We start from the raw sequence: 15,393 nt of genomic DNA, 5'->3' as shown, positions 1-15,393 counted from the left end.
TCCAATGGAAATCACGCTTTATAAAGGTGAATGGTATGTATGGTCTCTATTTGTTTTCTGGATTTTAACAGTCTTGCTTATGCCCAAGAAAAATTTAACATGGGTTGGAGTATTAGTAACATTCGGGGTGACTAGTTCAATTACCTGGTTTTGTGATACCTTGATAGGTTCCGCATTTGATCTTTTTGATCTATCTAAAACGAACGCTGTAGAACTAAGTGATTCTATTTTGGTTACCTTTGTGCCAGCTTGTATTGTCACTGTTTACGTTAACTATCTCGATTTAAAAAGAAAATGGGTATATGCATTCTTCTTCACTCTGTTGTCATTTGGATTAGAGTGGGTATTAGTTAAAGTCGGGTATATGAGAAATAAAAACTGGAATACTTTATATAGCATTCCTGTTTATTTTATTTTTTTTGCTTTTTTCTTTCCGTGGTTATTAAGAATGATTTCAAAAAAAGAAGTAAACTTGCGCTAAATGGGACTTGAAGGAAGAAGCCCGAGACTCCTCCCCCAGGCTTTCAAGAGATCAAAGGAATTCAGAAGAAGGTTGGTCTGCACTATGAAAAAGAAGTCATTAATATCGTCACGTTTCATTGCTTGTTCGTTGGGTATTGCAACGGTCGTATCATTTCCAGTTTACTTTGCTATGAAGGGAAGATAAATCCTTAGTGTCAGCAGAAAATAAAGTATTAGACTGGATCTCTTTATTCCACGCGGCTTTTCGAATCGCCATCCGTCAGACTCCATAAAATAAGTATTAGACTGACCCTAGAAATTGAAACAGCGACAGCCAAGGACGAGAAAATAAAGTCCTAGACTGTCGCTGTTTCATTGAACTATCGTTTCCGTTAGTTTAATGCACTTGTATTTAATTTCATCCATTTTTTTCAGTTTAGGCTTCAAATAACTGGTTAAGCATCTTTTCCTTATTATTTATAAATTCTCTCATAATCACGTAATGATCTGTTTCCTCCAAAGAACTGATTTCTATACCATCTGGCTTCAGATTGTATATAATCGAATCCGGATATGCCATAAGAATTGGCGAATGAGTTGAAATACTAAACTGGGAGTTTTGTTGAACCAATTCATGTATTCGAGTAAGCATCGCCATTTGGCGCAGAGGAAGACAATGCGGCTTCGGGTTCATCCAAAATATATAATCCTCTACCTCCAAAACGATGTACGAATGCGAAGAAAAACGACTCACCGTGTGACTGCTCATGTAATGATTTCCCACCATAAGATTCTTTAAGTGGTGGACCAAATGAAAATTGGCTATCGAGATCATCAATATTTGTAGCAAGATTATAATAACTTTCGGCTCTCTTAAGCTGAATTTGCCTTAAGTAGGAGTTATGAAAATTCATTTCTTAACACTCAAGTTCAGTCTTATTTTACTAAGAATTTTGTTTCTTTTTTCAATCTTAACATAAAGAAAACTGTAATTTATAATCACATAACAAAAACATGACTTAGAACTGCCGTTAGCTGAGAAGGCTGCCGATCTATTGCTATCGGCAGCCTTCTTCTGATCTTTATTGAGCTAAAGTTTCCCGTTTAGAGATAAATTTTGTTATTTATTTTAATTATTGTGGTGCTTTCGTCCTCAGTAAATTCGGTCTTCAAACACGCCTTTTACTTTTCAATGAGACAATGTCTATGGATTTGTTTCGTTTAAGCACAATGTCCCTAAATTTGTGCATTTTCTAACGACACAAAAGTCGGGATAATATACAACAAAGCTTGAGAAATAAAGCTTTGTTGCGATCAGTTATGTCCCCACTTTTGTGTCCTTGAACAAAGATGTCAATGTCGGACGGATGACAAGAACTTCATCCCATTTCCCGCATTCATTTTCATCCAAACAAACACACCGCCCTTTTGACGATGTGTTTGTTTTTAGAAATCTTAGTCAAGTTATTTATATAGTTAACCTGCTTACATATTGATCAACGTATTTACCTAAGTGCTTTATTGTCATCTGTTGGATTATCAAAAATTTCTCATCGATACATGGAATTATTGATAAATCAACAAACATTAAAGCCCTATTTCTTGTGAGTTGACCTTTAACTCCCCAGTGAACTCTCTGCAAGTAAAAGACGCCGTTATATTGTACACTGTATCCACATTAGAATATTCATAAAATAACTCTGCTCCAGAGAATACTTTATACGGCTCTAAGATGTTCACTTCCAAACCAGTTTCCTCATAAACTTCTCGTTTCGCTGTCCCTCGATGAAAATCATTTGCGGGGATTCGTGTTTAACATTCAAATCCTCGCAATCTTGTTTGACACCGGACGTGATTCGAGAACTTTGACAAGCGGTCCGCGTTCTGTCGATTTGGCAACTATTTCATTCCATTCGATACAAGTTATAACGAATTGACTGCTTCGGTGCCCTTAAGGCCGTGCTTAATGCACACCGCCGGATGCGCTGATTCTCTCACCCGTCAGCCATGCGGCGTCGTCTGAGGCGAGGAAGACCACTGTCGGGGTTATATCTTCCGGTTTCCCGAACCTGCCGCCTAGCGGCGTAGCAGCAGCAAGAGCCCTTCCGGCCTCGCTGGCGACGAAACCAGCGTTCCCTTCCGTATCCGTAAAGCCCGGTGCAACGGTATTGACGCGGATGTTACGCGGACCGAGCTCCTTCGCGAGTGCCATCGTCATCGTATCTACCGCGCCTTTACTCGACGCGTAAAGCATGGTAGTCGGAACCGGGTTCTTGGTTGCGATCGTGCCGATATTGATAATGCTTCCGCCTTCCGCAGGGAAATGTTTCAACGCTTGCTGCGTGGTCAGAATCGGCCCAAGCACGTTAATGTTATACTGGCGATGGAATAACTCCTCCGTCACGTCCTCTAATGGCTGGAATTCGAAGATGCCGGCGTTATTGACCAAGATGTTCGGCGTACCAAGAGCATTTTTCGTCTCCTCGAACAGCCGCTCGACGTCCGCCGCTTTGGACATATCGCCCTGAACCGCGATTGCTCGGCCTCCTCCTTTGGTAATTTCGGTTACGACACGGTCCGCCCCCTGCCTGCTGGAGGAATAATTGACGACGACGGCCGCACCGGCCTCCGCCAATCCCTTCGCGATGCCGGCACCGATTCCCTTCGAAGCGCCCGTTACTATTGCCACTTTACCTGTTAGATTTGCCATTTTTATATTCTCCTCTCATAATTAAAAAAATATGTTTTTTGTAATTTTCCGTTTAATTCGCCCAATAATCCATATAATACAGGAACTGCCATGTATGGGCTCAATGGATGCGGCCGGAAGCGTTGATTCTCTCGCCTGTCAGCCATGCTTCATAAGAAGAAGCGATTGTACTTTTCTTTCTATTCAACGAAAGGTTATTGGGACAATATAGGTGACATTCTATATCACGAATCGCGACGGCTTGTAAGTAACTAACTTAGGCAAGTTTGGATGTTACTACGATTTATGAAGCACCCGAAATCTGATTTTCCCACGACAACCGTTTCGGTTATCTCAAGCGGTTTTTTAAATAGAAGAGTTACTCCCGGTCGTTCTGAAACGGATCTACCTTCATAGAACATACGAGCCGCATTTCTGCCTTCTCTTTGGCCACCAAAGTGACTGTGCTTAATTTAAAGATGGCGGTTTTGCCTCCTACCCAGGAAACGTACCGTTCCAAATGAGTCCATCCCAGCGGCATTCGACTCGACTAGTTCAATCAGGAACTTCCATCCGATGAGACCTGCCATCAGCGTCCCTGCGGCGTGCACGTAAGATCGATGCCAGCCGGTTTGTGTGCAATATCCGACGCTGGCGCGGCGACGTACTCGGCATAAGCAGCTCTCCCCCATGCTAGGAAAGCGAACCATGCCCAAAACTTCATCGGTCGGAGAAGTCTTGTACATCCATGGCTACCGCCTCGACGACGCCCGACACGTCCGACCCCAGCCGGTTTGGGGGGGATTCCAACTGCGTGAACGCGGACAAGCACCTCACCTGGCTTCAGTTCGGGAAGCTGCGCCTCCTCTCGTAACGCTGTACCTCAGGGCTGCCGAATTCATGCAAACGAATCGCCTTCATTGTATCTGTAGACATCTTGCTTTCTCCTTACATGCAGATGAGTTATACTTACCAGAGCAGTGTTCCACACAAATGGATCACTGTTCCGTTTACGATTATACGGAGCACCGCTCCAATTGTCAAGGAGGAAGAATATGCGAGCCGATGCGAAGAAAAACTATGAGCACATACTGGCAGTCGCGAACGTAGTTGTAACCCAGCACGGCGCCGATGCATCGCTGCGCGATATCGCTCGCAGAGCTGGCGTCGGCCTCGGCACATTGTATCGTCATTTCCCGACCAGAGAGGCGTTACTTGATACATTGCTCCGCGCAGGCTTCGACGAGCTGACGGCAAAGGCACGTGAGCTCGAAACTTCGAATTCACCCGATGATGCACTTGTGTCGTGGCTACACGACGTCGTTACATTCACGGGTAACTATCAAGGTATTGTGGCAGCTATGATTGCAGCAATCGAGGACACGGAGTCCGCACTCCATGCTTCGTGCGTCACGTTGCGAACGGCAGGCACGCGGCTTCTCACTCGCACTCAGGCCGAGGGTCTAGCGCGTATCGACATGAATGGTGATGACTTGTTCTCACTAGCTGCTGCGCTCGCGTGGCTCGGTGACCAGCCCTCGTCCGCGCCACGAGCTGAGCATCTCTTCAGTATTATCGCGAGCGCGATCATAACGAATCGGGCGAGCGGTCGAACAAGCCATTTGTAATCTTGAGAAAGACCTGGCTGTTCACCAACACACCGCGGCGGCGCAAAAGCGAGTGCGACGATCTATAGCGTAATCGAGACCGCGAAGGAGAAAATATAACGACTCGAATTACCTCTTTAAGCAGTTGACGTCGATCAGCTCGATGCCGAATTACTGGAATTGTTCCTGCCCTGGTCAGCCTCGCTCCCCTCCGATTGTCGGATGAAGCAGAATTCATAGACGTATATCCCAAGTCCGCTCCCGCCGCTAGGTGGGGGCTATTTGACGCTCACCATAAACATAGCGACTCCACAATACTCAAAAATTCAGCGTACAAAAAAAAGCAGCTCTGGACATTTTCCTGAAGCTGCGTTGACCGAAATGATTTCTCTACAAAAGGACACCCACCATTTTTTCATTACATATTTTTGCATATATTTATGTGTGGTATCAGCAACGCTGGTACTACCTATTTACGGGAAAGTCTATTTATCGAAGTAACCAGCGAGAATGCTCTTGAATTGTTCGGGCGTTTTTCGTTAAAATGTTGGCGGGACCCCTTAATGACAAACAGATAAGATATCTATATGGACATCTATTAGCGGTATCCACATGATTCCCTCAAAATGCCGCAATGTTAGCGTCCACTCCTTCAATTGTTCCTTTAAGCTGCTTACCATCGTCCATATTAATTGCAACCAACTGCAAGTTTGGCCTATAGTAAGCTTATTCGTACACTTAAAGCCCGGACGCCCCTCTTTATGATTAATTTATGGGCCCGAACCCCACACTCTGCTTGTAAGCAGATAAGTATTCACGTAAAGCTATTTCTACAATATCGACCATCTTCTTATTTTATTTCGATGTCAAATAGAACCATCCCATATTGCCGCGCGACATATCCGTTGGCATACCTTCTTCTTCTTTTTTTCCTCAAAATGACTCTAGCCTTCGTTCTGTCGAATCTACCTGTGCTTCACACCTCGTTATTCTGTTAAACATGAGGCGCGCAGGAGTATTGGCGGGATGGTTTCTTTGACGAATTTAATTTTCAGGCATCGCGCCTTACGCCTCACTTAGACATTTCTCTCATCCCGACGAAATAATGTAGATTTAATGCAGGACCCGCTCAATAATGAAAGCGATCGCATCATTCAAGTCTAACGGTTGACGCAGAATGATACTGAGCCACAAAACGGCTCCGATAGTTGCGATTGAGAGGAAAACTGTAGTCTCTTTGCCGTTGTAAGTGCCGAATTTTCGCATCACATAACCGACTCCGATGGTTAAGGCATAGACGGCGACCAAAATCGTCATGCAGAGCCGTCCTTCTTCATCCGCCGACCGTTATTTCTCCATTTGGCCGCGACGATGAAGAGGACGGGAAGAGCCACGGCGAATAAGAAGTAGTATTCGAACAAATATTTTTTTATCCAATCGAGATTTTCGACGTTATTCATAAACAGCATCGAATACGCAGAAATGACCCACACCATCGGATAAATGACGCTGTTTCGCTTCTCAATTTTGAACAGCTGGCAGACGCCCAAAACAGCGCAATAGAATAGTATGCACAGCTTAATACATACTACCAGCACAATATTCACAGCCAGAATCGCTTCCAAATGCTCGATGAAGCCGGTAAATCTCATTTCGCGGAACATCGAAAAGATTGGGTAAACCAATTGTTGGCCGCGATACACGCCTAGAACCCCAATCGAAATAAAAACGCAAGCGGTCAACATTGCGCCGGCGACAGCGATTCCCGTAATAAACGCGATTTTCACTTTCCTCTGCACGAATGGAATAAGCATCAAGAACGCCACCGTCTCCATAAAGGGGAACGCCAACACATATCGGGTTTGAAAAACGACGTCGCTCAGCTGGAAAGGGTACGCGACGTGAAAATAACGCCACTTCCACTCCCGCAGCATGATGACTATCGGGACCCAGAACGCTGAATAGAGGTAAGGCACCAGAAGTTCGTTCACCAAGGCGATTGATTCGATCCCCTTCGACACGGCGTACGCACTGACGAGCAATATCATGATATGGAATACAGAAATAGGTGTGAGTGGCATGAGGTTAATATGCATGAAATCGCCAAGATTGTGGGTTACCCACGATGCGATTTGGATGAAAAAGACGATATACAGTAACGAGACGAGGCCGCCGGCCCACTTGCCGAATGCCTGCAAGGCGATCTCGACAAGTGTCTTTCCTGGATACAGCTTGGCAAGGTACAAGTAGCCGAAAGCAAGCACCAGCCCATACAAGGTCGCCCAAATGACGACAATCCAACCATATTGTTTTGCGCTCGCGATGATCGGGCCGGGGAGCAAAATAAACGCAGTACCGATGACATAGATTTGCGTCAACAAGTGAAACTGCCACGCGTTGAGCCGGACGGATTCCATATGCTCTTCACCCCTCCTTGCCTTCCTTGGTATAGGGATCACTCTTGTTGCCGGTCGTCGTAACGTCAGATGTAACCGAGAAATTCACCGACGTCCGCCGCCATGAATCCGAAGTAGCCCCTTCATCCTGCAAGCCCAATAGATCCCAGTTATTTAGCCTTCCCAACACAACCATCTTCTCCGCTTTGTCCGCTACGACGCGATTAAACGCCTTTTCGATCTTGTGTACGTTTTGTAACGTTAATTTGGTAATTTGTTGGTTGTTCAATATGCGGAGATCAGCATGAATGAGGATGTTGAGACGGTTAGCGGATCGGTCCCATTTCCGTTTCACTTGGACATTATTCGTCTCGACGTCGACGTAACTTCCGCCTACTTTAACCGTTTCTGTGAATTTCCGATATTTCGTGTTCAGGATGTGATAATAGTATTTATTCTGACTGTCCAAGCGTCCATCCATGCGTCCTTTGAAGAACACCGCGCTGTCCTCAAAAAAGGACGGCGCTTGTTTGCTGGCGTCAATCTGCTCCAATCTCTCGGTAGTTTCCGCCGGTTTGCCGCGGTAGTGGATCATCGGTATAAGTGTCGGCAATTGGAATTCCATACCTGTCACGATGTCTTTGACACGGATCGGCTCTACGCCCCCCGCAAAGGACCCCCGCGAAAGAACGCGAACAAGCGAGGTGGCATGGCGACCGGGCATCTTTTCGAGTGTCGTAAAGCTGTTCATTACAGCCTGTAGAGGGGAATCCGTCACAAACAGATAAGCGTTCATGCGCCATTCGGGAGTCGTTTCCAAGTAGTTGAGAATATCAATGATTCCATGACGGGCCACCTCTTCGGATAATATATAGCAATGCAAATGTGAGGTGAAAAGCAAACGCGGCATCATCGTGCTCGACTTCTGAATGAACCGGCCCAAGCTATATTCCTTGAAACGATACGTGTAAACCGATGCCTTGGATCCGCCACCTTGCCTCGAGGAGAGGGCCGGTGGGTTGATTACTTGATAATAAGCAATATACATGCCAGTCGATGGTTCCCGGTCGATGCCGATTGAGGTGACAATTGCCAGTTCGTTGATTTCCTTCTTGTCCCAGCAACCTGAACAGAGAAGTAATGCGATTAAGCTCAAGAGCCATAATTTTCGCATTGTTCGCCCCCCTATTTTTTAGAGAACATCTGAGGTTTTCGATTCATCCAGAACCGAGGTACGCGCAGGATAGTGTCTTTGAAGTCTGACAGTATCAAAGGCGCAATGGGAGACATGTACTTCACACCGAAGGAACGCAATGAGACTAGATGGATCAAAACAAACAGTGTTCCGCACAGAATACCGTATAATCCCATAAAGCCGGCCAGGAACATGAACACGAACTGGAGGACCCGCTGCGCAATGCCAAAGCCGTAAATTGGCGACACGAAATTGGAGATTGCCGTGATAGAAACGACGATCACCATAGCCGCCGAGACGAGTCCTGCTTCGACCGTAGTCATGCCGAGTACTAGCGCGCCGACGATGGAGATCGATTGACCGGCAATCCGAGGCATCCGCAAACCGGCTTCACGTAAAATCTCGAACGTGACCATCATAATCATTGCTTCCAGGAACGCCGGGAAAGGCACAGCTTCCCGCTGCGCGGCCAGGTTGATCAAGAGCGAAGTCGGTAGTAGCTCCTGGTGAAATGTGACCACCGCTATGTATAAAGGAGGAATAAAGATCGAGAGCATGAAAGCGAACATTCGCAACCATCGCGAAAGTGTGGCGATATCCGGCCTCTGGTAGTAATCTTCTGGTGAAGAGAAGAGTTGAAAAAATGTCACTGGACCGATCAATGCAATCGGAGTGCCGTCGGTGAGAAGCGCTACTTGCCCGTCCAACAGTTTGCCAGTCACCGCGTCCGGCCGTTCTGTCCCGATGAGTTGCGGGAACGGTGAAAACGTCTTGTCTTGGATCCAATCTTCCATATAAGAGCTTTCCAGAATGCTGTCAGCCTGGATGGCCTGCAGCCGACGACGGAATTCTTCTACGACGTCAGTGGGGGCTACGTCGGGCAAATAGGTCAAATACACTTTGGTCTGCGTCTTAGTTCCGATGGTCATCTGTTCAAAAACTAAATGTTCACTTTTGAGCCGTTTACGGATGAGAGCCACGTTCCGACCGATGTCTTCGACGAAACCTTCCCGTGGTCCGCGTACTGTGGCTTCCGACTGAGGCTCGGTTATACTGCGATAGTCACTACGTTTGACGTCAAAGCTTAGGAAATGGTTAACGTGCGTTGGAATAAGCAGGCACTGGCCCTCCAGTAGCAGGCGGACACCCTCATCGGCATCTGTCCATTCCTTGTTTTGGACGAAGGGAATGTGGCGATGAAACCAGCCCAGGTCGTCCAGATCGTATTCCTCTTCCTCTTCGATTGGAACGGCGGCAAGCATGGGTTTGACGACAAACTCATCTACGAGAGCCGATTCCACAATCGAGGATAGATAGAGGCAGGTGAATGCCGAAGATCCACGGAGAGGGAACGGCCGAATGACGAAGTCAATGGCCCCCTTCATACGATTTCGGATTTGCTCCTGCATCGGCTCGGTAACGGAATGTTTATGCACTGTTGAACCCCCCCATCATTGGGTTATTGTGTACAACCATTAGAAAAATATACCACTGAAGCTAGCCCAGATCGTATTCCCTCGAATGACGAAGTCAGGGGCCCCTGCATACGATTTCGGATTTACTCCTGCATCGGCACGGCAACGAAAAGTTTTTGCACTGTTGAACCCTCCATCATTAGTTTTAGTTATTGTGTATAAACATTAGAAAAATATACCACTGAAGAAGCCAGCCCAGATCGTATTACTCTTCGATTGGAACGTCGGCAAGCGCTACGGATCTCCAAGTCACCATGCACCACTCAGAGCAAAGATTTCAATACACAACAAAACACTATAACGAGCGATAAGAAAACTATGGGATGATAGCAAGCCATTCTAGAAGTGGAACTGTCATGACAATACAAAAGGATACATATTCTTGAAATTCGGAATCTCAAGAAAATGTACCCTTTAAATAAAAAAGTGCTAATGTCCATGTTTTTATCGGTCTAATTTCTTAAGAACCGACACTTCTCCAAATGAGACGGAACATCCCTCCTATTGTCGACAATAGGTGGTATTATTTAAATTTGCGCATTCTGAGAGTCTTCTGGAGCGAATTACATTTATAAAAATAGCACAGCATACTGGGTTTACGATCCCAGAAATTGCGGTGTTACTTGAAGGATTTGAAACAATCCCTCCATCGGAAAGATGGGAAGAAATGGCGAGAGAAAAACGCGCTCAGCTTGAAGAAAAAAAGAAACAAATCAATTCGATGATTCAAATTTTAGACGATGGTTTAAACTGCAAATGCCTTACCTGGTCTGAATGTTTTGATAAAATAAAAACTACCGGCACTTGTTCATAGCGAAAGGAGTAAATGATTTTGTTATTAACTATCTTAATTTTTATTATTGCAGGACTTGCCGAAATTGGCGGCGGGTACATGGTATGGCTGTGGCTGCGCGAATCAAAGCCCCTCTGGTATGGTATCATCGGAAGCCTCATCCTTGTCGCTTATGGTATCATTCCAACGTTGCAGAGTTTCCCAACATTTGGTCGCGTTTACGCAGCATACGGCGGCGTGTTTATTGTTCTTGCTGTACTTTGGGGTATGTTCGTCGATAAAAAAAAACCCGATATGTACGATTGGATAGGCGCAGCTGTTTGCGTTGTAGGCGTATCTATAATGCTATGGGCTCCAAGAAGTTAGTAGATTCATAAATATTCAAAATCTCAAGTTACTACCACGCTAATCTGCCCATTAACAACAGGCCACCGAGTTTATCACCGGCAACCTGTTTGATCTTTGTTATGAAGCTATTGTTTTCCGTTAGCTCAATCAGTATCAGCAGATCAATCAAAAAGTCCACTTTTGAGTAGCTCATGAGTGAACTCTGTCCATTTCCTGTTACTTCTCACTGACGCACCTCATGTTGTATTACATATCTTTCGGCATCACTTGATCTGTATTTTTCAGAATCATTGACTTTTTCGTCGGATCATATCTGAAGTGATAAACGTTAATGAAATCCTGTCCGCCCCATATCCACCGGTAACGATAAATTCTCCATTGGCAACCTTTAATGGCCGGTGCGGCAATTGGCTTATAGCAATCCAATTCACTCCGGGTTTTATCTCAAGCGATATCGGAAAAGCCTTCCCATTACTCACTCCGAATAGGTAAGTTTCGAGACCATGACAATCTGTATAACGAGGAACATAGGCAAATATATCCGTATCTTCAAAGGTAAATGACTGCATGATGACTGGCGAATCTTTTTGTTGTACAATATCGAAGTCAATTGGAAATGTCATAATTTGTGTTAAGGTTACCCCAGATTCCCATACAATTTCATAGTCCCCTGACCAACGGAGATCAGTTTCAACCCCATAACAACTAGGTGCCCCTAGAGGGGCTACGCTCGCTTTTTTCGCAGGTTTGACGAGAAGTCGCCCATCCGAATGCGTCCCTATTGCTCTTATTGATTGATCTTCTTTTACTAAGTTTGCCTCTGTAGTTGTTGGAGACGGAACTGGCATTGAGCTGGGAGGAAACTTAGATACAGATGGCATTGGGGTATCCGACAATACTATCGAAGAGGTACCATTATCAAGGTTCGCCATCCTATGACCACATCCCGTAAGCACTAGAACGAGTAATAATACCCCCAGTGGAATAACGTTTTTCACATAGATAGTCTCCTTTTCGCGGCTAGATAGCCTTTCTAACGCATGCGAAATTATAATACTGAATCTATTGATTAATTTGATAACTTCGCACAAATGAAAGGCGTAAAAAATATAATTTTATAGCTAAACTCCCGTTAACTTAACAGGCTGCCGACATTATTGGCAGCCTGTTATCAAGCATTTCAACTGGAGATTTAGGCAGATTTGATAGATTCAACAGGATTTTAGTTATCAATGAAAGGATTCGGGATAAAATCTTTTACCCGAATATACCCAATTTGTCCTCCTGGACCAATAATTTGGTATACAGTACCAATCTTATCTATTTGCGTCTCTGCCTGAATAAAGACCGAATTGACCCACTCTTCACCTTTAATCTGACCGTGTTCATCATAGATGGTCGAATGCACCGCAAGTCTACCCTCCTTGGCATTGGCCAAATGTTCTAAGTGCTCCACTGAAAGAATTGCTTAACTTTTGCATAGTGTAACCCCTCCAAAAAATACTCACTTGATTATTAACTATTTCTAAGTATCATTCGCACTATCCTGCCCTTTAGCTTAACGAAAATGGAGCAGCTGCCGCTGCTGGGTATACTGCTCCATGTTGGGTTGAACTAACGTCTCAGTTAGTTGAATGGCCGACAACTATTCTAATATTAGTTTTCCATCGAACTTTTTATAATCTTTAAATACTCTTTGATGATGTCTTGCAAAAAGCTCATTTGAAGCTTCTGGTAAATTATCCAATGCGTAAAATTCAGCATCTACACTTTCATCTGTCCCTTTTTCAAGAGTACCCGACCACTTATCCACCTGAAATAAATATTCAATTACATGATGCTTGTTCCCCCAACGGTCCGTGAATGTTTGTGTTGTTGGAGAAGAATAAATAGCAATTAATGTTGCCTGAAAAACGTCAAGCCCTGTTTCTTCTTTGACCTCACGTTTCATCGCATCAAACACGGATTCATCTAGTTCCATAGCTCCTGCAGGCATACCCCATTTTTTATCACCATGACGCTTAATAAACAAGGCACGACCTTCATTATCAAGTAAGATTGCTCGTACTGAGTTTACGATTATCTTTTGAGTGCCAACCACTTTGCGAAGTTTTCCTAAATACGAATCATGCCAACTACCGCTCATATTTATCACCCTTTGGATTATTCTGGATGATATTATAATAACGCTTGAAACTTATCTACAAAATAATTTAATTTAGATGGATTCGTTCTAATATTGGTATCAAATGCGTACCAAGGCAAACCTACTGAACTTTCTTACACGATACCTTAACGAAAATAAAAGAGGAGCCGCTCAAAGTAACAGCTCCACTAACCTGCCCGTTAGTTCAATCATAGGTATCCTTTCTAGGTCATCTGTCGGGAATGAGATAAAGTTCTTGTCACCCGACATCAAAAAGGCAGCCTTCGTTTTGCCGGCTGCCTTCATGCTAGTTTTATTGATTGAACTATCACGTCTCAAAGCTCGCTTATCCCTGGGATAATGCAGTAATAGAACCTTTTTTCAAATATATGAAGAAAGAAGAACTGAATCGTACTTCGTTAAAAGAAGTAAAACTGGCTTGTTTCGAATATATTGAAGGGTTTTATACTCCTAGAAGACCTCATTCTGCCATTGTCATGCTTTCTCCAAACATAAAAGAATACATTTTCTGGCAGTCTTCCTAAAGAAACATTCCTTTTTTCTGTCTACTTTATTGGCATTTATCCAAATATGGTAAACACTATAAAAGAGGCACTTCCATCGCTAGGAAGCACCCCAAAAATTAGAAACTTTGGAACAAAAACTACCACAAAAACATAGTTGAATATATTATTTATGCTCCTGGCGTTGGAGTGGCTCTGAATGCATTTACAATCTTGTCCATAACAACCTGTGCATCACTTCCCGAATCAAGAATCGTATTTTGAAGCGATTCTTTTTCTACCAATACTGTTGTTACGGTAAGCGGCTCTGATGCTTCGGTAGTCAACAAAGCGTCTACTTGCGCAGAGAAACAAGAATCACTTATCTTGGCATGAACCTCCGTGGCAACAACATGATTATTAGAAATATAATTTCCATTACCCGAAACAATACGTATGATTACAGGTGTTGCACCTACCGGCTTGATGTTCTGAGTATTAATTCCTTCAGAAAAATGATTAGCAATTACAGAATTATTATTGCCACTGATATATAGGAGACCATACAAATCATCTAAACCATTGTCTATTCCCAGAAAAGGGGTCCAAGGTTCATGGTCACGTAAAAAGTGATTTGAAGAAACCAAGTTTTCCGAACAATTTTCCCTGAATACCACCATTCCTGGATAAAATGAATGAAGTCTATTATTTGTGATACTGGAACGTGTCACACCATCAAAATAGATACTGCTCGCACCTCGTGGAAAAACATTATTCGCTGTAATCAAAAGTCCACCAAAATTTTGAGCGTAAATTGAATATCCTTTAAAACCGGCTCCTATCAAGTTATCGGTTATTTTTGAAGCCTGTCCCCAACCTCGTAGTTCTATACAGTTACCACATTCAGCTATGAAATTATCATGTATAGTCAGTGCATCTGCATGATAAATAGTAATTCCATGCTCTAAATACACAAACCCCATGCCTGTAATCCGAAATGAGTCACAAGCACTTGCAACATAAATACCCGTTTTCCCGTTAGTGTATGTGTTTTCCGGATTTGTTTCTCCTGAACCATCTTCAATAAAATGCAAACCATCAATACAAAAGTCAGAAAACTCTACCGAACTTATTCGGGGATTTCCACTTCGTTCAACATAAAATGCAGCTCCTTTATATTCCTCGTCATTTACTTCTAGGAGAATATCTACGAGTATGCGACTTCCTCCCGGCCACAATTCATGCAAATCCGCCCATTCATTCTCAGAAGTATTAAAACGAATACTCGAAGATGTAAACCCGTGTCCAGAACCCATAATTTTAAGATAACTGATGTCTATAACTACTTGACTGCCAAGATAATAATCTCCCGGTGGAATATAGATAACCGCACCCGGCTTTCCGCCTTTATTCACATCAGTGTCCGTTTGCCTACTTTTAATATCTGCTATAATGCTATTGATTACCTCACCAATATCCTCATACGGATTACCGACAGGCCACTCTGTTACGTCATAATAATTTTTACTAGCCATAAATAAATTCTCCTATCAATTTAGTGTGTTTGTTCATAAACTACTTTTTCCTTGATATAGCTGGAAGTAAAACCTTACGAATTCGTGCTTTTCCTGCCTACGCAAACTGCGCTTGCAGGGCCTAGCCGACGCTTACTTACGGCAGCTTCAAGATCCACGAATGAATGAACTATCCTTGGAAGAACGTTTCGGTTTATTGGTCGATTCCGTAGACTCGGAAAGTTATAAATTCTTATATGGTCAA

15 protein-coding genes and 2 pseudogenes are annotated in these 15,393 nt (G+C 43.9%); 6 read left to right on the top strand and 11 right to left on the bottom strand.

Annotated elements, in window-relative coordinates; translation table 11 throughout:
- Positions 1 to 4 precede the first annotated feature (4 nt).
- Complete coding sequence (locus QFZ80_RS14965) at positions 5 to 481, top strand: hypothetical protein (RefSeq protein WP_307545816.1); 477 nt, start codon at positions 5 to 7, stop codon at positions 479 to 481.
- A gap of 417 nt (positions 482 to 898) precedes the next feature.
- Here QFZ80_RS14965 and QFZ80_RS14960 read toward each other — a convergent pair.
- The 3 genes and pseudogenes from QFZ80_RS14960 to QFZ80_RS14950 form a co-directional block, all read right to left on the bottom strand.
- Positions 899 to 1,334: pseudogene (locus QFZ80_RS14960) on the bottom strand (AAA family ATPase); the annotation flags it as partial.
- A gap of 1,091 nt (positions 1,335 to 2,425) precedes the next feature.
- Positions 2,426 to 3,172, bottom strand: a complete 747-nt coding sequence (locus QFZ80_RS14955; protein WP_307545818.1) for an SDR family NAD(P)-dependent oxidoreductase — start codon at positions 3,170 to 3,172, stop codon at positions 2,426 to 2,428.
- A 452-nt stretch (positions 3,173 to 3,624) separates the two neighbouring features.
- Positions 3,625 to 3,897, bottom strand: coding sequence for a hypothetical protein (locus tag QFZ80_RS14950; RefSeq protein WP_307559645.1), 273 nt, complete (start codon positions 3,895 to 3,897; stop codon positions 3,625 to 3,627).
- Positions 3,898 to 4,188: 291 nt separating this feature from the next.
- On the opposite strand from QFZ80_RS14950, the gene QFZ80_RS14945 reads away from it, so the two are divergent.
- Both QFZ80_RS14945 and QFZ80_RS39015 read left to right on the top strand, forming a co-directional pair.
- The gene (locus QFZ80_RS14945) at positions 4,189 to 4,779 is read left to right on the top strand and encodes a TetR/AcrR family transcriptional regulator (protein WP_307559643.1); all 591 of its coding nucleotides are present in this window, start codon (positions 4,189 to 4,191) and stop codon (positions 4,777 to 4,779) included.
- Positions 4,743 to 4,998: pseudogene (locus tag QFZ80_RS39015) on the top strand (IS66 family transposase); the annotation flags it as partial. The gene QFZ80_RS14945 and the pseudogene QFZ80_RS39015, both read left to right, overlap by 37 nt.
- An 873-nt stretch (positions 4,999 to 5,871) precedes the next feature.
- Here the strand turns inward: QFZ80_RS39015 and QFZ80_RS14940 are convergent.
- From QFZ80_RS14940 to QFZ80_RS14925, 4 genes are read right to left on the bottom strand one after another with little or no spacing between them, the layout of a single operon-like run.
- Positions 5,872 to 6,075, bottom strand: a complete 204-nt coding sequence (locus tag QFZ80_RS14940) for a hypothetical protein (protein ID WP_307545826.1) — start codon at positions 6,073 to 6,075, stop codon at positions 5,872 to 5,874.
- Positions 6,072 to 7,175: a GerAB/ArcD/ProY family transporter gene (locus tag QFZ80_RS14935; RefSeq protein WP_307559641.1), complete on the bottom strand. Its 1,104-nt coding sequence runs from the start codon at positions 7,173 to 7,175 to the stop codon at positions 6,072 to 6,074. Before QFZ80_RS14935 ends, QFZ80_RS14940 begins: the two co-directional genes overlap by 4 nt.
- Positions 7,176 to 7,182: 7 nt before the next feature.
- Positions 7,183 to 8,328: a Ger(x)C family spore germination protein gene (locus QFZ80_RS14930; RefSeq protein WP_307545830.1), complete on the bottom strand. Its 1,146-nt coding sequence runs from the start codon at positions 8,326 to 8,328 to the stop codon at positions 7,183 to 7,185.
- 11 nt (positions 8,329 to 8,339) lie between these two features.
- The gene (locus QFZ80_RS14925) at positions 8,340 to 9,785 is read right to left on the bottom strand and encodes a spore germination protein (RefSeq protein WP_307559639.1); all 1,446 of its coding nucleotides are present in this window, start codon (positions 9,783 to 9,785) and stop codon (positions 8,340 to 8,342) included.
- Positions 9,786 to 10,341: 556 nt separating this feature from the next.
- Here QFZ80_RS14925 and QFZ80_RS14920 point away from each other — a divergent pair.
- Together QFZ80_RS14920 and QFZ80_RS14915 are read left to right on the top strand one after the other, a co-directional pair.
- Positions 10,342 to 10,638, top strand: coding sequence for a MerR family DNA-binding protein (locus QFZ80_RS14920; protein WP_307545834.1), 297 nt, complete (start codon positions 10,342 to 10,344; stop codon positions 10,636 to 10,638).
- A gap of 12 nt (positions 10,639 to 10,650) precedes the next feature.
- Entirely contained in the window at positions 10,651 to 10,983 is a 333-nt protein-coding gene (locus QFZ80_RS14915; RefSeq protein WP_373460088.1) for a YnfA family protein, read from the top strand.
- Positions 10,984 to 11,252: 269 nt separating this feature from the next.
- On the opposite strand, the gene QFZ80_RS14910 is transcribed toward QFZ80_RS14915, so the two are convergent.
- The 3 genes from QFZ80_RS14910 to QFZ80_RS14900 all read right to left on the bottom strand — a co-directional run bounded on the left by QFZ80_RS14910 (position 11,253) and on the right by QFZ80_RS14900 (position 13,111).
- Positions 11,253 to 11,963 (bottom strand): hypothetical protein, encoded by a 711-nt coding sequence (locus QFZ80_RS14910; protein ID WP_307559635.1) that lies wholly within the window; start codon positions 11,961 to 11,963, stop codon positions 11,253 to 11,255.
- 224 nt (positions 11,964 to 12,187) lie between these two features.
- Positions 12,188 to 12,373 (bottom strand): hypothetical protein, encoded by a 186-nt coding sequence (locus tag QFZ80_RS14905; protein WP_307559633.1) that lies wholly within the window; start codon positions 12,371 to 12,373, stop codon positions 12,188 to 12,190.
- A gap of 237 nt (positions 12,374 to 12,610) precedes the next feature.
- Positions 12,611 to 13,111 carry an NUDIX domain-containing protein gene (locus QFZ80_RS14900; protein WP_307559632.1) on the bottom strand — a complete coding sequence of 167 codons (501 nt, stop codon included), beginning with the start codon at positions 13,109 to 13,111 and terminating at the stop codon, positions 12,611 to 12,613.
- Between the two features lie 320 nt (positions 13,112 to 13,431).
- On the opposite strand from QFZ80_RS14900, the gene QFZ80_RS14895 reads away from it, so the two are divergent.
- Entirely contained in the window at positions 13,432 to 13,656 is a 225-nt protein-coding gene (locus tag QFZ80_RS14895; RefSeq protein ID WP_373460087.1) for an integrase core domain-containing protein, read from the top strand.
- A gap of 149 nt (positions 13,657 to 13,805) precedes the next feature.
- On the opposite strand, the gene QFZ80_RS14890 is transcribed toward QFZ80_RS14895, so the two are convergent.
- A complete protein-coding gene (locus QFZ80_RS14890; protein WP_307545869.1) occupies positions 13,806 to 15,149 on the bottom strand; it encodes a NosD domain-containing protein in 1,344 nt (447 codons plus the stop codon).
- Positions 15,150 to 15,393: the final 244 nt, after the last annotated feature.

Origin of the sequence: Paenibacillus sp. V4I7 (assembly GCF_030817275.1) — a bacterium.
Taxonomy (GTDB): domain Bacteria; phylum Bacillota; class Bacilli; order Paenibacillales; family NBRC-103111; genus Paenibacillus_E.
The sequence above is the reverse complement of the archived record's forward strand: the minus strand, read 5'-3'. Positions and strand labels throughout refer to the sequence as shown.